This is a genomic window from Mogibacterium diversum (assembly GCF_938028775.1).
Classification (GTDB): domain Bacteria; phylum Bacillota; class Clostridia; order Peptostreptococcales; family Anaerovoracaceae; genus Mogibacterium; species Mogibacterium diversum_A.
Map to the genome: position 1 here is coordinate 30,985 of NZ_CALIZG010000022.1, position 20,751 is coordinate 51,735.

At 39.8% G+C, this 20,751-nt stretch carries 13 protein-coding genes; 12 read left to right on the plus strand and 1 reads right to left on the minus strand.

Annotation, left to right across the window (positions count from 1 at the left end; genetic code table 11):
- The first annotated feature begins 136 nt into the window (after positions 1 to 136).
- The 10 genes from dnaN to Q7O90_RS05790 all read left to right on the plus strand — a co-directional run bounded on the left by dnaN (position 137) and on the right by Q7O90_RS05790 (position 15,986).
- Positions 137 to 1,240 (plus strand): DNA polymerase III subunit beta, encoded by a 1,104-nt coding sequence (gene dnaN / locus Q7O90_RS05745; RefSeq protein WP_106057757.1) that lies wholly within the window; start codon positions 137 to 139, stop codon positions 1,238 to 1,240.
- A 16-nt stretch (positions 1,241 to 1,256) separates the two neighbouring features.
- A complete protein-coding gene (recF, locus tag Q7O90_RS05750) occupies positions 1,257 to 2,342 on the plus strand; it encodes a DNA replication/repair protein RecF (protein WP_304128520.1) in 1,086 nt (361 codons plus the stop codon).
- Between the two features lie 165 nt (positions 2,343 to 2,507).
- Positions 2,508 to 4,433 (plus strand): DNA topoisomerase (ATP-hydrolyzing) subunit B, encoded by a 1,926-nt coding sequence (gyrB, locus tag Q7O90_RS05755; protein ID WP_304128521.1) that lies wholly within the window; start codon positions 2,508 to 2,510, stop codon positions 4,431 to 4,433.
- A gap of 19 nt (positions 4,434 to 4,452) precedes the next feature.
- Complete coding sequence (gene gyrA / locus Q7O90_RS05760; protein ID WP_304128522.1) at positions 4,453 to 6,948, plus strand: DNA gyrase subunit A; 2,496 nt, start codon at positions 4,453 to 4,455, stop codon at positions 6,946 to 6,948.
- A 261-nt stretch (positions 6,949 to 7,209) separates the two neighbouring features.
- Positions 7,210 to 8,685, plus strand: coding sequence for an amino acid permease (locus Q7O90_RS05765; RefSeq protein ID WP_304128524.1), 1,476 nt, complete (start codon positions 7,210 to 7,212; stop codon positions 8,683 to 8,685).
- A gap of 88 nt (positions 8,686 to 8,773) precedes the next feature.
- Complete coding sequence (locus tag Q7O90_RS05770; RefSeq protein ID WP_304128526.1) at positions 8,774 to 10,237, plus strand: glutamate decarboxylase; 1,464 nt, start codon at positions 8,774 to 8,776, stop codon at positions 10,235 to 10,237.
- Between the two features lie 462 nt (positions 10,238 to 10,699).
- The gene (locus Q7O90_RS05775; RefSeq protein ID WP_304128528.1) at positions 10,700 to 11,050 is read left to right on the plus strand and encodes a hypothetical protein; all 351 of its coding nucleotides are present in this window, start codon (positions 10,700 to 10,702) and stop codon (positions 11,048 to 11,050) included.
- Complete coding sequence (csm6, locus tag Q7O90_RS05780) at positions 11,051 to 11,758, plus strand: type III-A CRISPR-associated CARF protein Csm6 (RefSeq protein WP_304128529.1); 708 nt, start codon at positions 11,051 to 11,053, stop codon at positions 11,756 to 11,758.
- Positions 11,759 to 11,949: 191 nt separating this feature from the next.
- Complete coding sequence (locus Q7O90_RS05785; RefSeq protein ID WP_304128531.1) at positions 11,950 to 14,319, plus strand: hypothetical protein; 2,370 nt, start codon at positions 11,950 to 11,952, stop codon at positions 14,317 to 14,319.
- Positions 14,320 to 14,558: 239 nt separating this feature from the next.
- Positions 14,559 to 15,986 carry a hypothetical protein gene (locus Q7O90_RS05790; protein WP_304128533.1) on the plus strand — a complete coding sequence of 476 codons (1,428 nt, stop codon included), beginning with the start codon at positions 14,559 to 14,561 and terminating at the stop codon, positions 15,984 to 15,986.
- Between the two features lie 145 nt (positions 15,987 to 16,131).
- Here Q7O90_RS05790 and Q7O90_RS05795 read toward each other — a convergent pair whose 3' ends face one another.
- The gene (locus Q7O90_RS05795; RefSeq protein ID WP_304128535.1) at positions 16,132 to 16,863 is read right to left on the minus strand and encodes a lysophospholipid acyltransferase family protein; all 732 of its coding nucleotides are present in this window, start codon (positions 16,861 to 16,863) and stop codon (positions 16,132 to 16,134) included.
- A gap of 108 nt (positions 16,864 to 16,971) precedes the next feature.
- On the opposite strand from Q7O90_RS05795, the gene dtd reads away from it, so the two are divergent.
- Positions 16,972 to 17,421: a D-aminoacyl-tRNA deacylase gene (dtd, locus tag Q7O90_RS05800; protein ID WP_273279800.1), complete on the plus strand. Its 450-nt coding sequence runs from the start codon at positions 16,972 to 16,974 to the stop codon at positions 17,419 to 17,421.
- Between the two features lie 215 nt (positions 17,422 to 17,636).
- The gene (locus tag Q7O90_RS05805; protein WP_304128537.1) at positions 17,637 to 20,699 is read left to right on the plus strand and encodes a MucBP domain-containing protein; all 3,063 of its coding nucleotides are present in this window, start codon (positions 17,637 to 17,639) and stop codon (positions 20,697 to 20,699) included.
- Positions 20,700 to 20,751: the final 52 nt, after the last annotated feature.

A 20,751-nucleotide genomic window follows, 5' to 3' on the forward strand; every position in this document is an offset into this window, starting at 1 on the left:
TAGTTATCATCAGGGGTTATCAATATACTTTTTGAACTAGATGCGAGATAATATAAGCAAAAAGAAAGTTATCCACATTATCAACAGCCCCTACTATTATTACTAAATATATAATATATAAAGAAAGGGAATTTCTATGAAAATATACTGCACAAGAAATGAACTTAATAGAGCTATTAACAATGTATCTCACTCAATTCCAACAAGAACGCCTTCACCTATATTAGAAGGAATACTTATTGAGACTAAGGGTGATAGAATGTATCTGACAGCAACAGACACTAACATGACTATCGAGTCGAATATTCCTGTTGATAGTGAAGGTGATGTTTCATTTGTTATAGAAGAAAAGAATTTTGCCAACATCGTTAATAAGCTTCCTGAAGAGGAAGTACTGATGGACTACAATCATGAAAAGAATCAGATCAAGATTAACAGTGGCAAATCTTCATCTACATTTAATTGTTTCTCAGCAGATGAATTTCCAAGATTCAATATTGGAGAAGGTCAGAAGATTATTCTCTCCAAGAAAGATATAAAAAACTTAATTCGCAAGACTTCGTTCTCTGCAAGCGCTGACGAGCTTAACGGAGTACTTACGGGTATCCTCATCGAGCTTGGTGATGGAAACCTTCGCATGGTAGCAGTGGATACATTTAGAATGGCTATTTACAATGCAAAGGTAGATACTGATGAAAAACTCAGCATCGTGGTTCCTGCGAAGCTTCTAGGGGAAGTGTCAAAGATTATAAGTGACGATGATAATGATGAACAGCTATTCATGGAGATTGTGGATAACAAGGTAGTAATGCTCTTCGATAACAACAGAGTAATTTTAAACACACTCAATGGAAAATATATAGATTACAATAGAATTATCAAGGCTGAGAGCAGCATCAAGATAAGAACTAGCAGAATAGAGCTTATGAAGAGCATCGATAGAGCTGCTATCATCGCTTCTGCTCAGAATAATAATCTCATAAAGATGAAAATCGAGGATGATCAGATTGAAATAACTTCTCTCTCTGAGAAGAGCAGCATAAAAGAAATGGTTGAGATTATGAAAGAGGGAGATAACCTCGAGATTGGATTCAACTCAAGATACATGATGGATGTGCTAAAAGTGATCGACGATGAAGAAATCATCCTAAGCATGAGCGATAGTGTAAAGCCATGCATCATAACTCCACTAAAGGGAGACACTTATCTATATCTGGTGCTTCCTGTAAGAATTAGCTAGTAATAGGAAACTGTGGATGAGAGTAAATAGTTTAAAGTTAAAAAATTTCAGAAACTATGGCGAGCTTGAGGTAGAGTTCGACCATAAAAGAAATATAATAATAGGTGAAAACGCGCAGGGTAAGACAAACCTCATAGAGGCCATATATCTCTGCGCGTTTGCGCGTTCTTTTCGTACGAGCAATTCTACGGATCTCATCAAGATTGGAGAGGAGAACTGTAACGTATCCGTCGAAGCAGTTAGCGAAGATATAGATAAGAAAATTAGTATTACCATCAATAATAGTGGTAAAAAGATGATTAAGAAGGATAATAAATTTCTCAGTAGAACTGCAGAACTATTAAATAATCTCGTAGTTGTGGTTTTCTCGCCAGATGATTTAAGAATAATAAAAGACAGCCCAGAAAAGCGCAGAAATTTCATAGATAAAGAGATTAGTCAGCTTAGACCTAGCTACTTCGAAGCGCTACGTAACTATAAAGATGTTCTTAAGCAGAAGAATTCACTTATCAAGCAGTTAAAAGCAAATGGTAGTGAAACTAAGATGAGAGATATGCTTGAAATCTACGATATGCAGCTTGCAAAATACGGAAGTGAAATTATCAAAATTCGCCGTGAATTTGTGGAGATGCTATCGGAGAAAGCTTCCAAGATACAGAACAACATCTCAAAAGGTCGAGAAACTTTGGAGATAAAATATGTTGAATCGGTAGCAGCTGAGAATATCCTAGATGAAATTATAAATTCCCGTGAACGAGATATTTACAATGGTCACTGCAGTATAGGACCTCATAGAGATGACCTTGATTTTTATATCAATGGAATAGATGCCAAGAAGTTTGGCTCACAAGGTCAGCAGAGGACCGTTGCTCTATCTCTAAAGCTTGCTGAAATTCAGCTCGCAGAGATGATTTTGGGTGAGAACGCAGTCTTGCTTCTGGATGATGTATTATCTGAACTCGACAGAGAGAGACAGAGTTATCTGCTAAATGAGATAGAAGATGTTCAGTTATTTCTTACGTCGACCGAGGTTAATTCGGAACTCCTTCATGGTATGAAAGAAGGAAAGATATTTAACGTAAAAAGTGGCTCACTTGTATAATTTTGGAACAAAATTTAGAATAAATGAGTTATAAAATATAAAAATATCGAAAAATAAGCGATTTAAGGTAGTTTTATTCTGTAAAAGGGTGAAACTACCTTTATTGATATTTTAAAGCCTCTATGCTAAAATAAATGGGTTAGAAATATAAAAAGGAAGGTCAATATGAGCGCAGAAAATAAGCAAAATAAATATGATGCCTCCCAGATTACCGTACTTGAGGGACTAGAACCTGTAAGGGTTAGACCTGGTATGTACATAGGTAGTACTGGACCTGCAGGACTCCATCATCTCGTATATGAGATTGTTGACAACTCTGTCGATGAAGCACTCGCTGGGTATTGTAAGCACATCACTGTTACGATAAATGAAGATAACTCAATAACCGTTACCGATGATGGACGAGGAATGCCAGTAGATATTCACCCTAAGCTTGGAATTCCTGCAGTTGAAGTTATTCATACTCAGCTGCACGCAGGTGGTAAATTTGGAGATGGCGGATATAAGGTTTCTGGAGGTCTTCACGGAGTAGGTGCATCTGTAGTTAATGCACTTTCTACTCATATGATTGTAGAGGTTAAGAGAAATGGTAATCTCTATAAGCAGGAGTATAAGAGAGGAAAGACAGTTACTGAGCTAGAGATTATTGGAACTTCAAAGGATACAGGATCCAAAACAACTTTCTGGCCAGATGCAGAAATATTTGATGAAACTGTCTTTGATTACGATACACTTCAGAGACGTATGCGTGAGATGGCTTTCCTCAACAAGGGTCTAAGAATTTCTATCGAGGATAAGAGAGAAGGTAGAAAGAAGAAAGAGAGTTTCCACTACGAAGGTGGAATCATAGAGTTCGTTCAGTATCTCAACAAGAATAAGGGATTAATCAACAACAAGATTTTTTACTTTGAATATGAGAATGACGGATACGAGGTAGAGGTTGCTATGCAGTACACCGACAGGTATAGTGAGCTCACACTTTCTTATGCAAATAATATAAACACTATCGAAGGTGGTTTCCACTTAGTTGGGTTTAGAGCTGCTCTCACTAGAACTATCAACGATTATGCGAGAAGAACTAAGCTTCTTAAAGATAACGATGATTCTCTTCAGGGTGAAGACGTTAGAGAAGGTCTGACAGCAATTGTAAGTGTTAAGCTGACAAATCCTCAGTTTGAAGGACAGACTAAGGCTAAGCTAGGAAATAGCGAGGTTAGAGGATTCGTTGAGAGCAACATGAACGAGAATCTGTCTTTCTTCCTCGATGAGAATCCAAAGGAAGCAAAGCTAATCGTAGATAAGTGCCTCAAGGCTGCTCGTGCGAGAGAGGCTGCTAGAAAGGCTAGAGAGATTACTCGTAAGACTTCGGTACTCGAGACAACTTCTCTACCTGGTAAGCTAGCTGATTGTTCGGAGAAAGACCCAGCTCTGTCAGAGATTTTCCTAGTAGAGGGAGATTCTGCCGGCGGTAGCGCTAAGTCTGGAAGAGACCGTAATCGTCAGGCTGTACTTCCGCTAAGAGGTAAGATTCTCAACGTTGAGAAGGCAAGAGAAGATAAGATTCTTAATTCAGATGAGATTAAGAACATGATAACTGCATTTGGATGCGGAGTGGGAAGCAACTTCGATATCACAAAGCTCAGATATCACAAGATTATCATAATGACTGATGCCGATGTCGATGGTGCTCATATCAGAACGCTGCTTCTTACATTCTTCTACAGATTCATGACACCTCTTATCGAAGGCGGATATGTGTACGCAGCTCAACCACCTTTATTTAGAGTTAAGCAGGGAAAAGAAATTCACTACACTTATTCAGATGCTGAACAGGATAAATTACTCGCTGAGTTAAAAGCTAAAAACAAGAATGCTAAGATTGAAATACAGCGATACAAGGGTCTTGGTGAGATGGACTTCAATCAGCTATGGGAGACTACTATGGATTATAACCACAGAACTCTTGTGCAGATTAAGATTGATGATGCAACAGCTGCAGACGAAATCTTCACAACTCTGATGGGAGATAAGGTTCCGCCAAGAAAGAAGTTCATTGAAGACAACGCAAGATACGCAACACTAGATATTTAATGGACATTAAGGAGATATAATGACTACGCTTTTAGAAGATAGCAAAATCATCACTCATGAAATATATGATGAGATGAAGAATTCTTATATCGACTACGCGATGAGCGTTATTGTCGGACGTGCACTCCCAGATGTTCGTGACGGACTCAAGCCAGTACACAGAAGAATTCTATATGGAATGAGCATCCTAGGTATTACTCCTGACAAGCCGCACAAGAAATCGGCGCGTATTGTCGGAGAAGTAATGGGTAAATATCACCCTCACGGTGACAGCTCAATTTACGATGCCATGGTTAAGATGGCACAGGATTTCTCGACGAGATATCCGCTAGTAGACGGACATGGTAACTTCGGTTCTGTTGACGGAGACGGAGCGGCTGCGATGCGTTATACGGAGGCTAGAATGTCACCGTTCTCGCTACAGATGGTTCGCGACATTGAGAAAGACACTGTTGATTTTACAGATAACTTCGACGGTGAGGAGAAGGAACCAGTTGTTCTCCCTTCGAGAGTACCTAATCTGCTTATAAATGGATCTAACGGTATCGCCGTGGGTATGGCGACTTCCATTCCTCCTCATAACTTAAGCGACACAATCGATGCTTGTATTAAGAGAATCGACGATGAGAATTGTAGTAATGATGAGCTCATTAAGATTATAAAGGCACCAGATTTTCCAACGGGTGCAAGCATTCTCGGAAGGGATGCGGCTAGAGAAGCTTATGAGACAGGAACAGGTAAGATTACAGTAAGATCCAAGAGTGAGATTGAGGAAACTGCTCGCGGTAGGATGAGAATAGTAATCACTGAGATTCCTTTCCAGGTTAACAAGGCGAGACTCATCGAATCTATGGCTGACCTCGTTAGAAATAAGAAAATCGATGGAATTTCCGCTATTAGAGATGAATCTAACAGAGAGGGAATGAGAATTGTAATCGAGCTCAAGAAGGATACAAATCCTAATGTAATCCTCAACAGACTATATAAGCATACTCAATTGCAGTGTACTTACAGCATGATTATGCTCGCTCTAGTTAATGGTGAGCCTAAGATTCTCAAGCTGCACGAGATTATCGATGAGTATCTAAAGCATCAGAAGATTGTAATTACCAGAAGAACGAAGTTCGACCTCGCTAAGGCTGAGGCTAGAGCACACATCTTAGAAGGCCTACTGATTGCGCTCGACAATATAGACGAAGTAATCAAGGTAATCCGTTCCAGCTACAATGATGCTAAGGAAAAGCTGATGGTGAGATTCGGTCTAAGTGAGATTCAGGCTCAGGCTATCCTAGACATGAGACTAGCTAGACTGCAGGGTCTGGAACGTGAGAAGATTGAGAACGAGCATAACGAACTCATGCAGAAGATCGCTTACTATAAATCAATCCTCGCTGACGAGCACAAGCTGATGGGTGTTATCAAGGATGAGCTTACCGAAATCAAGCAGAAGTACGGTGATGGCAGAAGAACCAAAATCGTTGCTGATGATGGCGGAATAGATGAGGAATACTTGATAGATGAAGAGGATGTTGCAGTTACGCTCACACATCTCGGATATATCAAGAGAGTTCCTGAGAATACTTACAAGGCACAGCGCCGCGGTGGAAAGGGAATAGTGGGACTCACGACTAGAGACTCTGACTTTGTAAAGGATCTCATAATTACGTCGACTCACGACTATCTGATGTTCTTTACTGACCTCGGTAAGGTATACAAGATTAAGGCTTACGAGATTCCTGAAGCATCGAGGACTGCGAAGGGAACTCCAGTTATTAACTTCCTCAACCTCGATCAGGGCGAGCGAGTAACTGCGGTTATACCGGTTAAGGAATTTGCAGACGATAATTACTTAATCATGGTTACTAGAAATGGAACTATCAAGAAGACTCCTATGTCTCAGTTCGATACTAACCGTAAGACTGGACTCATCGCTATTACGCTTAAGGATGATGACAAGCTCATCTCGGTAAGCCAGTCTAGTGGTGAAGAAAGTGTATACGTGGTGACCAAGAAGGGTAAGTCAATCACATTCCACGAGGATGATGTCAGAAGCATGGGAAGAAGTGCCGGTGGTGTAAGAGCTATCACCTTAGATAAGGATGATGAAGTTGTATCGATGGAGCTCGACAGCACAGGTGAGCGCGAACTGCTTGTAATGACTAAGAAGGGCTTCGGTAAGAGAACGAGCCTCGACGAGTATAGACTTCAGACCAGAGGTGGAAAGGGAGTTTCGACTTATGATAAGACTAAGTTCTCTAAGACTGGAGAACTAGTTGGTGCAACGCTCGTAAGCAAGGATGATGAGATTATGCTGATCAATTCGAACGGTGTAATTATCAGAATAAGAGCTAACGAGATATCAAAGTCAGGCAGAACAACTCAGGGTGTTAAGATCATGAAGGTTGAGTCTGGTGACGAAATCGTATCATTTGCAAAGGTCCTCGATGAGGACGATGCTTCTAAGCCTATGACCAAGAAGGAAAAGGCTGAAAGCGAGCAGATGACGCTGGTATAAAACAATTATAATTTTGTAATGGCTGAGAGAGAATCTCAGCCATTTTTTAATGAAAAAATAGCGATTTTAGGGTAATTCACAATTTTTTTTAATAGAATGAAAAATTTACTGCATGTTTAAAAAAACAAAATTTTATGACTTGAAATGACCCGTCTATGGGTATATACCAAACCCGTAAAAAGTTATTAGTGATTTAAAACAATTCGAATTGTATTTACTAATTATCTGTTATGAAGATTTTGGACAGAAAGGAGAATTGTTATGAGTAATAGAGATCTGAATAAGAAAAAAGCGATTCATCAGCTTGGGGTCTTTGGATTTTTCGCAATGACTGCTTCGATGGTCATGACTGTGTATGAATATCCGTCATTTGCATCTTCGGGGTTTAAGCTGGTTTTCTTCCTAGTTGTTGGTGGTTTGCTTTGGTTTTTACCTGTTTCACTTTGTGCAGCTGAGATGGCAACCGTTGAAGGCTGGGAGAAAGGCGGCATATATTCTTGGGTAGGAAATACCCTGGGCCAGCGATGGGGATTTTCGGCTCTGTTCTTTCAATGGTTCCAGATAACAGTTGGATTTGTAACAATGTGCTTCTTCATCCTTGCTGCTTTAGCCTATGTATTTAAGGTAGATGCTTTATATAAAAATCCATTAGCAATGTTCATCGGCGTTGCGGTTATCGTGTGGGTTTTGACATTTGCTCAGCTTGGAGGAACGAAGTACACTGAGAAGATTTCTAAGATTGGATTGATTGGAGGAATTGCAGTTCCTATCCTAATTTTGAATATAGGCTTAGTTGCCTACTTCATGACTGGTGGAAAATCGCAAATAGATTTAAGCGTTAAATCGTTAGTACCTGATTTTTCCGATGTCAAGACGCTTGTAATATTTGCTTCATTCATCCTCGCTTATATGGGTGTTGAAGCATCTGCATCACACGTTCATGAACTTAAGGAGCCAAACAAAATGTATCCTGAAGTCATGATTATGCTTACGGTACTTACTATCTGTTTGGATGCCGTTGGTGGTCTAGCAGTTGCAACTACTCTTCCAGCTAAGACTTTAAATGGAAATCTCTCCTATGGTGTAATTGAGACTTTTGAGAATATCTATGTAAATCATTTTGGAGAACAGTATAGATGGATCGTATTTGTAGTTGCACTCTTGCTTGCACTTGGAGTATTTGCGGAGATTTCTGCATGGATTGTAGGACCATCAAAGGCACTCTTAGAAGCCGCTGATGATGGAATTTTACCAGCAAGATTTGAAGAGACTAATAAGAACGGCGTATCTGTATTCACGATAATGCTTCAGGCTGTAATTGTTACAATATGGGATGCTGTGTTATGCGGTTCGATTGCACTCGCTGGAGGTTCTGATTCATCAGTCGGATACTTAACAGCGATTGGTCTTACGGTTGTAATTTATCTAGCTGCGTACGTGCTCTTCTTCCTAGGTTACTTTGTATTAATTCTAAGAAAGGGGGATATGAAGCGTGAATTCCATATTCCTGGAGGACGCGCGGTAAAGATCGTCGTTGCTGCAGTTGGACTATTTATGACTGTTGTAACTTTAATCATTTCATTTTTCCCTTCATCGAAGCTTACTGCTGCAGATAACAGGGTATATCAAATAGTGTTGATAGTATGCTTTATCGTTTCGATGGCTGCACCATTGATTATCTATTCAAATAGGCATAGATGGTCGTCGAGCGGAAAAGCTACAGGTGATGAAAAGTAACCATTTATCAGTAGATATGGTGTATTCAAATAAAAGATAGTAAAATGTTTTAAACCATTGTCAATTAATGATGAAAAGAGGTAAGGAAATGAGAAATTCGGAAAATAACGAAGTAAAACTGAATGATAGTCTATCTTCTTTGAATGATGATACGGGTTACCGCACACCTATTTTCGGTACAGAGACTAGCGGTGCTGCAATGCCAAAGGATAAGATAAACGATGAGCCAGTTGCACCAGGAGTAGCTGCAGAGATGATCAGACAGTATCTGAGTGTTGAGGGTAATGCGACCCAGAACCTTGCGACATTCTGCCAGACATATATGGAACCAGAAGCAACAAAGCTGATGGCGGAGAATTTCGAGAAAAATGCGATTGATAAGGATGAATATCCTATGACTGCGGACCTTGAAAATCGCTGTGTAGATATTATTGGAAAGCTGTGGAATGTAGATAAAAAGGAAGAGCCACTCGGAACTTCCACGGTTGGATCATCTGAAGCGTGCATGCTCGGTGGACTAGCAATGCTATTTAGATGGAAAAAGCTGGCAGATGCAGCTGGTGTAGATAGATTTACCAAGAGAAGACCGAATCTCGTAATCTCATCGGCTTATCAGGTGTGCTGGGAGAAGTTCTGTCGCTACTGGGATATCGAGATGAGAACTGTGCCAATCGACCTTGATCATCTATCTCTTAATATGGATACAGTTATAGATTATGTTGATGAATACACTATCGGAATAGTGGCTATACTGGGCATAACTTATACTGGAAAGTATGACGATGTTAAGGCACTCGATAACCTTGTTGAGAAATACAATAAAGAGCATACTGATATGCCAATTCGGATTCACGTAGACGCTGCTTCCGGTGGTATGGTCGCTCCATTTATCGATCCAGAACTAGAGTGGGATTTCCGACTTAAGAACGTGTGGTCGATAAGTACTTCTGGACATAAGTACGGACTCGTATATCCAGGAGTTGGCTGGGTAATCTGGCGCAGTAAGGAAGCTCTCCCTGAGGAATTAATATTCTGGGTAAGCTATCTCGGCGGAAAGGAAGCTACTATGGCGATTAACTTCTCTCACAGTGCTTCGCAAATTGTCGGACAATATTATATGCTGCTTAGAAATGGATTTAAGGGATACAAAGAAATCCATGAGCGGACCCTAGAGGTTGCTAGATACATGGCTTCCGAGATTGAGAAGATGGGAATCTTCGAGGTGCTTGAGGGCGCAGAACAGATTCCAATCATCTGTTGGAAGCTTAAGGACGATGTCGATGTGGAATGGACACTTTATGATCTGGCAGATCGTCTCCGTATGCAGGGCTGGATGGTACCTGCATACCCAATGCCAGAGAATATCAAGGATATCGATGTACAGAGACTAGTGCTCAGACAGGATTTCGGAATGAATCTAGCGATGCTCTGCATTAAGGACATGAAGAAGCAGATTGAGATTCTGAATAACTCCCGTGTAATCGTGCCAAATAACGGAAATGGTGATAATAACTATGTATCTAAGGGGTTCGATCATAGTGGGAGATGGTAAACGCTTTAGATATGTGTGAAACATCTTCTAAAAATTAAAGAGAAAACACTATAGCTCTAAGGGACATACAATATTAGAAAATAAATAAGCAAAAAGGATTGGTTCGTCCAATCCTTTTTAAGTGCGAAAATAATATTAATTTGATTAAGGTATTCTTTGATATGAGTGTAGTACTTTAAATCTGATTGTATATCAATGTATTAAATTACAAGTTAATAGAAAATTTTTATAGTATAAAAGGTTAAAATGTATTTAAATAGATACATAAATGCTATAATCAGACTACAGTATTATTTATTATTTTGTAGTATGGAGGAACTATGTTCTGTAAATTAAATATTACTCTAGAAAATAAAAGTGGATTAGAAAACGAAAACCCCGATAGGGGACGAAAACTTTATTAGTCTGGTCTTGAGAGATCTTGACTGCGTTATTTGAAAGAAATAGAGGTGGAAAGAGAAAATGAAGAAAAATCAAATGATGTTAACATGTAGCAGTATAATGCTTATACTACAATCAGTTGCCTACTATATAGTTTGGAGTTCTGGATATAGTGCAACCATGTTAAGGAGAATGCTACTAATTGAATTACTTACTTTAGCTTATCTGCTTCTCACTGTGCGTAGAATTGATTCAAATGCTGATGAAAGTATGGTTGGTTTTTGCATAGCTTATATTGTAGCGTTATTTATGCTATTTCCAGTATTAGGTATTTTACTTGTCTTGCAGTTTGAACTTATGCTAATAGAGCTACTTATCATAATTCTGGCTATAGTTGTAGCTGTAATTGATAAAAGAAAGAACAATGCATAAGTGCATGAGTCAAGCATCATACAAGAGCACATAGAAGCATATGACTATAGAGCGGCATTAGACGTTGCTAATAGTGTCAGAGATTACATTAGTAAGGATGCAATTTCCCTAATAGAAGCTGGTTCCGCTAGGCTAAAGCTTGATAAATCAAACTGTGAGAAGAAAGCAAAGTCTGTAAATTACGATATTTATCCAATTAAGCAAGGCGACCATTGGAACATCTTTGAATATCTTATGATTATGAGAATCAAACTAGAGAAAGAGGAATTCGCGGATTATATTAGATCTATTTCACCCGTGTTTCTAAAGCTACTGGAGATGATAATCAAGAAAACGCAAATTGTTGATTTAAATTCATTAGTCAGATTTGACAAGAGGTCTGGATCAGCATGGGTAAAAGAAACCAATAAATATGTAAAGTCATTTGATTATATTGCAATTATTGATGAAAATGGCAAGGGTGGAATCGACTTAAGTATAAAAAATATTATTTACAAAATCAGAGATATAGAGGAGAGCGTTCGTAATCGTGCGGCTCATAATATTACTTGCATAACAGACGAATCGATATGCAATTTGGAAGGGAAAAATTCAAAAGATATATTTAAAATGCTGTGTGAACTTGCTAGATATGCAGGTATAAAAATAACAGACGAAGATTTAAAAACTTATGACAGGCTTAACGATAGAATTATAGAACTTCTATAATGAAAATGAATGAATATTGAGTTAATTTCCTCTATCCGACATTCATATTGAAATAATCTATTTAAAATATTTATAAGCGGATGGTAAACTAAAAGCTCAAAGCTCTTAATCCAAGATTGCTTATTAAAGTAGTCAATGATTAAGAGCTTTTTAGTTACTACTATTAATTAAGAGGGAAGCTAGGAGAATAAATGACTTATTTAAGAAAGAATTTAACCAAAGTCATAGTTACTCTGATGACCTTAATGCTTGTCTTTACAATGATGCCAGCGACTATGTGGACAGTAGCTGCAGAGGATAAGGCGAGGACAGAGATTAAGGTTACAGACACAGATGGCAAAATCACTTGCGTTGCGCCAAGCAATGTCGAAGAGATTACGGCAAAGCATGAGAAGAAGTTTGTAAAAGTTAATATCATCTTTAAGCCAGGATCTGAGGTTGAGGTGGATGGAGATACGCCAATCTCTATTAACGGCGTGGAGTTGAACAAGTATAAGGACTCGCTGGTCTACTTCTCATATCCAGAGTCTGACTTTGACCCTTCAATCAAGAAGACTGCTATGCTAGACCTCTATATATATCCAGAGGCATGGGAGCTAATCAAGAAGGGCGGTCAGAGCGGAGAGGATACTAAGCCGAAAGAGAACAATGTATCTCTAAGCATTGATATAACTGAGACAGATGGAAAGCTAATTTCGTCTAAACCAGACTATGCTGACAAGGTGGACGTTAAATTCCAGAAGAAGAATGTGCACGTATACGTTTCGTTAAAAAAAGGAAATGTATTTGACATTAACGCAAAGAAACCGATTATCATCAACGGTATCGATATAAGCAAGTACTCGGAAGATGACGTATATATCTCATATCCTGAGACAGACTTTGAACCGAACCTCACCAAGGCTACGGTAATGGATATTTATATCTATCCAGACCTATGGAAGAAGCTTAATAAATCTGGTCCTAAGGAAGACGAACCAACTGTAAAGCCTAATGAACAGGGTAAATACAAACCGTCTGATTATGCGAAGGTGTATGAGACGGAAAAGGTTAAGCTTGCGGATCTTCCTATATATGAAAAGGTTAACGGCAAGGAGGTGCCAGTTACTAAGGCAGTTAAGTTCTCCGTATATAACAGCACAACGCAGCAGCATGAGACTAATGCCGTTTCTGCAGATTCGAAGCTAAAGGAATTGACTTTAGTAAAAGACAACAACTACATAATTTCTATCGACGACAAAGAATATGATATGGATAATGCCTATATCACTTCAAATAAGGATGGAGCTCTGCCCCAGAACTACAAGATAGACGGTAAGACCGTCGATAAGCTAGTGCTAATAAAGCGCACTAAGCCTGCAGATGGTACGGATAATCATAAGCGAGTAAGGGTTCAGCTACCTGTATTTTATAAGGATAAGCAGGGCAGTGAGGTGCCGGCACCGAACGTAAAGTTTAAACTCACCAGTCCAATTGATACTGTAACGGTGACATCAGATGAGGATGGATTTATTGAGTGTGATTTGATTGAAGATAATAACTACATGATCGAGGTTTCGGGAGGCACATATGCGATGGATTCATTCCCTCTTACTGTAAAGGATAAGTCGGAATGGAACTCTGGAAAGCATCCTTATGACCACCTCAGCTGTAGAAATGTGCTATCTCTTATCGTGTTTGACAAGGCAGATGACCACAAGCATGACACTGTGATATCCACTTACGATGATAACGTGGAATTGACAGGGCTCAACTTCGGAACAGAGGGTAAGTACGCTCTTAACGAGAGAGTTCTTCCAAATGGCTCCGTAAAGGGATTTGAAGGGAAAGATTACGAGGTTATCGACATTGATACCGTTAACATGGCGCGCGTAGAAATCTCGAAACTTGCACATGGTTCATTTGAAGTAACTCGCAAAGTACCCGCTGGAAAATCCGTAAAGCAGGTATACTACATCGATGAAGCAGGAAAGCCAGTAAAGGTTAAGTTTAGCCAAGATGGAGACAAGGTTAAGTTCCTGATGGACACCATGTCTATGTACAACAACGTAATCGAGTACGGCAGCAATGAGCAGGCAGAATACTACGTTGTAAACAAGGATTCGCTAAAGTGGAATAGCGGTGATGAAGCTCTCGAAATAGTAGTAAAGGCAAAGAGTAGCGACGAAGATACATACGATAATTTCTCACACGTTACAGTGGATGGAGTTCTAGTATCTGCTGATAATTATACGAAGACTAAAGGAAGCCTGAGACTCAAATTTAAGTCCAGTTATCTCAAGACTCTTAGTAACGGAAGTCACACTGCAAAGATCTACTTCCAGAATGGGGCTGTTGAAGCTAGATTTACAGTTGCTGGTAATAATTCACAGAGAAACTCTGGGTCAATCGTAAATGCTTCGAGCAAAGCTAAAAACCTAGTGATTGCTAAGAAAGCACGAGTTCATAGAAGTGTCGTAAAGACAGGTGACAGAAATATAGCATTTGCATATGAAGCTACATTAATTTTGGCAATCGTAGCTCTTGCAGGCATCTGCTATTACAGAAGAAAAAGGGTTTAATAGATAAAATAAAAAGATGGATTTTTAAGAATCATATAATCGCAAAGCACTGCATTCTAAATGGATGCGGTGCTTTTCTAGCATTGTATTAAAATGGAAAAATTATAGCGCTTTAATATAATTAATACGATTAATCAAGACTATTTTAGTCATATTTATGGTAATGGATATTTATTTATAGTAAAATATACAAGTACGTTATTAGCAAAATGATTAAGAAAGACGAAAGGAACCGTAATATGAGAAACTTTTTCAAGAAGTTTTCAGCATTAATTTTATCGGCTACGATGCTCCTTACAAGTGGCGTTTTCCTACCGAGCGTTTCAGCGGCTGATTTCAATGCTAAGCCAGTTGATGCAAGATGGGCTGCACCACAGGAGATTAGAGTAAAGTTCGATCGCAATATCAAAGTTAACCCATTTCCACAGAACCGCAAAGCAGGTGTAAAGTTGCTAACTTCTGATGGCAGGGAAGTTGCTTTAGGACCTAATGATGACTTTGGATATCTAAACGACACTATCTTTATACGTTTTCTAGAAGGACAGAAGAAAGAGTATACAGGTGTGGTATTCAAGAAGGGTTCTTTAGTAGATGTAAATGATGAAAACATAAAGAACACTGAAGATATTAGAGTATCAAATGTCAAGGTAGAAAAGACTCTTAGCCGTGTTGGCATTGAATACGAAGGAGTACCAACTACTAACTTGGTTCCTAAGGAGGGAAAAACCTTAAAAATAAGTGCAAGTGGATATAATTTAAAGCTTGATAATGGACATGATATTAAGCTTAAGCTATATTCAGGTGAATCCGGAGGCAGCACAGCAAACTTTAAGCCGACGAATATAGAGGCAACTCTTAATGTAAAGGACAACACTGCTGGTAATTGCTCTGTAACAATTCCTGAGAACAGGACCGGAAAGAGACTCGGTTACATATTTAAGTACTCAGTTGACGGTGGTAAGACATATGATGATTTCTTTAAGGATGCACCTACTATGTCATTTATACTTATTCAGGAAGCAGACGAGAATGATGCTGTAAGGCCGCAGCCAACACCACAGCCAACGCCTGTAGTTCCTACCCCAACACCACAGCCTGTTGTGCCAACACCAACACCACAGCCACAGCCTACACCACAGCCTGTTGTGCCAACACCAACACCACAGCCAACACCTCAGCCAGACCCTGTCAATGCTGAAGATGGCTACAGATTTACAGTTGGTAACGATGCAGTATGGAATGGTGGAGATCTGCTATTTAAAATCGAGAATCCTCTAGTAGATATGAATCAGCCAGGCGAAAGAGTATTCGACAGATTCCAGGGAATCGAAATAGATGGCAAAGCCGTAGATAAAGCGAACTATACTGCACAGCCAGGAAGTGTCGTACTTATACTTAAGTCGAATTACATCAGAAGCCTAAGCACAGGAAAGCACACCATCAAGGCAAAGTTCAGATGTGGAAATCCAGCAACTACATACTTCACTGTAGCAGGAGCAAAGAAGACACCAAAGCCTGGAACACCAGGAGTAGTTAAGAAGACTCCAGTGCGTGCGAAGGTCGTAAAGACAGGAGATAGCTCAAGCACAGTTGCATTTGCAATCATGTTCGTTCTCGCAGGTACAGCTCTCGCAGGAGTTGCTACTTACAGAAGGAAGAGGGCATAAATAATCAGAGAATCATTTCAATAAATATCGATTCTAATTAAATCAAAAACCACTGTGGTCGCAAGCGCGGCTGCAGTGGTTTTATCGTGATTCCAATATTTAAAACTTAGTAGCTTAGTTCCTATTCAGAGAGCGCAGTTAATATCTAGCGATACTTCTCGATCCCAGCCCTTATAGTATCTTCAACTTCGTGCTGCGCAGCAAGCTGCTCCTTCCTAGGCATGCCCGAGAGGTCTACAGTTGGGTGTATTACAACCTTAATGGTTCCGCCAGTGAATGTATTGTGCTCCTCAAATATTTTATATGAATCGATAATCGAAACTGGTACGATTGGAACGCCAGCCTTCTGTGCAAATTTAAAGCTACCTTCCTTGAAATGACCCATATCATTGCTGTGACTTCTCGTACCCTCTGGGAATATTACGAAAGAATATCCTTTCTTGAATAGGTCGGTAACCTCTGCTAGAGTTTTTACGGCAGAACGAGGATTGCCGCGGTCGATAAACACCGACTGTGTGCCTCGAATAACATCAGCGAGTGGCTTGAGCTTCTTGGTCTCAGATTTTGAGATAAAGCCTATTTGCGTAGAACGGAAAGCTGCAATCATCGCATATATGTCCGCATACCCTTGGTGATTGGCAACAACGAGGAAAGGGCTCTTGGCAGGAATGTTTTCTGGATTAATAACGTCAACCGTAATCCCGAGCGTCTTACCTGTATAATCACAAAATTCATCCTCCGCCTTCCTAATCAGTCTCTGTGCCTTTGCATGATCATTCTGTGCCTGTGCGGCCCTGATTGCAGGTACGTTTTTCATGTATTTACGAAAGCCAGCTCTGATCTTGTTTAGTGCTATTGTATTTTTAAATGGGTTCATAATATCCTCCAATTGAACATTCTTATTCGTGTAATTATATCTATATAATGCTATAATTTTATGAGAATATGCGCGAAAAATCAAGGAAATAAGGAGCTGTTAGGACATATGAAATTTGTAATACAAAGAGTGACACATGCAGATGTGGTCGTTGATGGAAATGAGCTGGGCAGGATAGGCAAGGGCTTCATGGTGCTCATCGGTGTGTCAAAGGAAGATGACAGGGCTATCGCTGATAAGATGGTAGATAAGATGATTAAGCTCAGGATATTTGAAGACGAGAATGGAAAGACCAATCTATCCCTAGATGACGTAGGTGGCGAACTTCTCCTCATCTCCCAGTTTACGCTCTATGCAAACTGCAAGAAGGGCAACAGACCATCGTTCATCGATGCGGGTGCACCTGATGAGGCAAATGCTTTATATGAATATATAATCGAGAGATGCAAGGAACGTGTAAATGTAGTTGAGCGTGGAGAGTTCGGTGCCGACATGAAGGTTAGTCTTTTAAATGACGGACCGTTCACGATAGTGCTCGATAGTACCGAAATTATGTAAACAAATACAATCTGATAAAAAATAACTAAATTTTTTTAAATTTTTAAAGCGTTGAAATATTAACGAGTTGAAGAAAGGCAGTCATAAGTATAGATTATATCTATACTTATGACTTTTGTTATAGATAAATCAAATAGTGATAGTTGTGTGAATGTATTAGAATAACAATGTCTATGTTATTAGTCACATATTAAGAGAAAGAAAGGAAAGAAAGCATGAAAAACTTTATTAAAAAGTTTTCAACTATGGTCCTTTCGGTTGCAATGCTGATGACGAGCGGAGTTGTTTTACCGAGCGTTTCAGCTGCTAATTTCAAACCGATAATCGAAGGATCAAAGTGGACATCATCTGATACTGTAACTGTTACATTTAGCGACAATGTTACATTAGCTGATGATGCAAAAGAAAAGGTTGTTTTGACAAACTACGGACAGGAAACCCCATTGGACGCTTCAGATGAGGTAACCGCTAGTGGAAAGAATGTCAAGATTAAACTAGCAGGGGGATATAAGTACTATAGCGGTCTAAAATTCAAGGCAGGAGCTTTGAAGTCAGCAGATGGAACTCCTACAACTAGTGATGTAGTTGGTTATTCTATTTCTTTAGATAAGGGAATAACATCACTAAGTGTTGCTGATAAGAATGTTCCGGCAGCAGGAAAGACCGTGAACGTTCAGGTTACTGGTAAGAACCTTGACTTTGGGGAGCCTATCAACCTAAAGGTATATGCTGGTTCAACAAAGACCAATATCGAGGCAAAGCTAGTTGCGACAAGCAATACAACAGGAACTATCAAGCTTGTGATTCCTGAAAATACAAGTACAGACTCGATAACATATAAGATTAAGAAGCAGAAGGGCTATACTTTCAGCTATGAGGATGTTGACGCATCATTCTCGCTTGTACAGGCAGGAAAGTCAGGATCTTCTACACCTGGAACAGGTGTGACACCAGTTGCTCCAACTGAGGTAAAGGTTAACTCTGTAAGCTATGACAAGACATCACTAGACTCAAACGGCGGAGCAGTAGTTGCAGAGCTAAGCGGTGTTGGATTTACTCAGGTAGATGCTCTTAAGGCAAAGGTTTATAAAGTTAATCCAGAGGGTACTGTGGATGATGCACTGCTTCCTACACAGGTTGAAGTAGTTGATGACACACACGCTAAGGTAAAGTTTACGCTTCCTACAAATAGCAGCACATCAACGCTTTCTTACGCTCTAAGAGTAGCAACTAAAGGAAATGTAAATTATTCTGCAATTAAAGATATGTCCAATCAGGAACAGCTATTAACTGTTGCGGCGAAGGCGCAGGAGCAGACAGGTGATACCTCTGCTATTCCAGCAGGAGCAAAGACATTTGCGCTAGATATCGATGATTGGTCGGCTTATAACATGGGAGATGGTCAGTTTAACGTTATATTTAAGAAACCAGTTTCTCTAAACAGCCAGATGGATATCAAGAAATTCATCTACTTTTCCGATAGAGGAAGCAAAAAGGTTGAGCTCACCGATAACGACACAGTAACATTAGAGGGAAATGTTCTAACTATTCAGCTTGCTGATAAGGACAAGAAGGTGCCTTCATATCTAATGTTCAAGGCAGGCGCTCTTAAGAATGATAAGGGTGCATACCTAAAATACAAGATGGATGGCACAGGAGAGCACTTCCGTTATATTACAGATGGAGCACACGTTGATTCGATGGAATTTAATAAGATTACATTCGATTCGAACGGAGGACATCTCGTAGCGACTATTAAGGGTCACAATCTAAAGAACAACGTAGCAGGACTTCCTGAGTTCAATGTAAATGTCGCTAAGAATGACGTTACACTCAGTGACGTTACACCATACAACCTCACTGTTAATGTGAAGAGCAACACTGAGGCAGTTGTAACTGCTGATTTACCAGCAAATGCAACAGATAGAACCGAGTCATACAGAATCATCCCTGTAATATATGGCAGACAGATTTATTCGACATATATAAAGGGATACGATATAGTCTCCGTTCTACCTGCAGGAAAGAACTCTGCAGACAAGACGCTATCTACAGTTATGGTAAGCGGAGCAAGTGATGAAAACCCTGCTCCAGAAATCTACGAAGTAGACGTTAAGAGTCACAACGTATCACTCAAGATAAATGCTGTTCTCCGTGGAACTAATCTTGATGCCAAGAAGATGAAGGTCAAGGTTGTTGACGAAAACGGAACAGAGTGGCCAGCTAAGCCAGTATATGAGTGCGGAGCAACTTACAGATGGCAGTGGAGCAACATGTACCTTCCAAATGTACCTTCAAAGAACGAACAGCACATCGAGCTTCTCGTTCCTCGTGCACTTGGTATGAATCATACATTTACACTAACATTCGCACCAGATGGGGAGAACTTTGACGAGAACCTCAAGGCAACTGTAATCGTAAGAAATGATGGCATAATAGATACTTCTAATGCTGCATTCAACATGGATGACTACACTAAGCTGAGAACCATCACAGTTAATTACGTTGATAAGAACGGAAACAAGATTGCTGAACCAAAGCATGTAAAGGCATACGGAATCCATGAGCTATACGCACTTGGACTAACTGCAAAGGAAATCGACGGTTATAAGCTAGTTAAAGCAGATCCAGATAAGGCTCTGCTAGACGCAATGCTTGCAACACCAGATTCACTGGAGGATGGAAGACTAAATGGTGCAACTGTATTCGTAAAGGCATTCCCTTACAATACAATTACATACACTTACGAGAAGACTGCTACTCCAGCGCCAGTTGCTACAGGGTATAACTTCACAGTTGGTAAGGACGCCGTATGGAGTGCTGGAGATCTTGGATTCAAGATTGAGAATACAGAAGTAGACAAGAATGCTGCTGGAGACAAAGTGTTTGACAGATTCCAGGGAATCGAAGTTGATGGACAGACTGTAGATCCTTCAAACTACGAAGCAAAGGCTGGAAGCGTTGTCCTAACACTAAGAGAGAGCTATATCAGAAGCCTTGGTAATGGAAGACACTCAATCAAAGCTAAGTTCAGAGGTGGAGAGTCTGCATCTACAAGCTTCTCTGTAACAAGAGCAGGTGCTGGATCGAGCGTAAGCTCAAGACCTGGAGCAGGTGCTGGTGCAGCATCAAGACCAGGAATGTCTAGAGTTGGTGCTGTGCACAGAAATGTGGTTAAGACTGGCGACAGTTCAAATGCATTTACATATGCTCTAGTTCTTGTTCTCGCAGGTGCAGCTCTTGCAGGAGTTGTTTCCTACAGAAGAAAGAGAGCGTAGTATACTACGAAACTTACTGATCTATAATGCTATTTAGGTTAGTAAAAGACTA

Coding starts and splice junctions, on each gene's coding strand:
- dnaN (WP_106057757.1), top strand. CDS start 137: ATGAAAATATACTGCACAAGAAATGAACTTAATAGAGCTATTAACAAT.
- recF (WP_304128520.1), top strand. CDS start 1,257: ATGAGAGTAAATAGTTTAAAGTTAAAAAATTTCAGAAACTATGGCGAG.
- gyrB (WP_304128521.1), top strand. CDS start 2,508: ATGAGCGCAGAAAATAAGCAAAATAAATATGATGCCTCCCAGATTACC.
- gyrA (WP_304128522.1), top strand. CDS start 4,453: ATGACTACGCTTTTAGAAGATAGCAAAATCATCACTCATGAAATATAT.
- Q7O90_RS05765 (WP_304128524.1), top strand. CDS start 7,210: ATGAGTAATAGAGATCTGAATAAGAAAAAAGCGATTCATCAGCTTGGG.
- Q7O90_RS05770 (WP_304128526.1), top strand. CDS start 8,774: ATGAGAAATTCGGAAAATAACGAAGTAAAACTGAATGATAGTCTATCT.
- Q7O90_RS05775 (WP_304128528.1), top strand. CDS start 10,700: ATGAAGAAAAATCAAATGATGTTAACATGTAGCAGTATAATGCTTATA.
- Q7O90_RS05785 (WP_304128531.1), top strand. CDS start 11,950: ATGACTTATTTAAGAAAGAATTTAACCAAAGTCATAGTTACTCTGATG.
- Q7O90_RS05790 (WP_304128533.1), top strand. CDS start 14,559: ATGAGAAACTTTTTCAAGAAGTTTTCAGCATTAATTTTATCGGCTACG.
- Q7O90_RS05795 (WP_304128535.1), bottom strand. CDS start 16,863: ATGAACCCATTTAAAAATACAATAGCACTAAACAAGATCAGAGCTGGC.
- dtd (WP_273279800.1), top strand. CDS start 16,972: ATGAAATTTGTAATACAAAGAGTGACACATGCAGATGTGGTCGTTGAT.
- Q7O90_RS05805 (WP_304128537.1), top strand. CDS start 17,637: ATGAAAAACTTTATTAAAAAGTTTTCAACTATGGTCCTTTCGGTTGCA.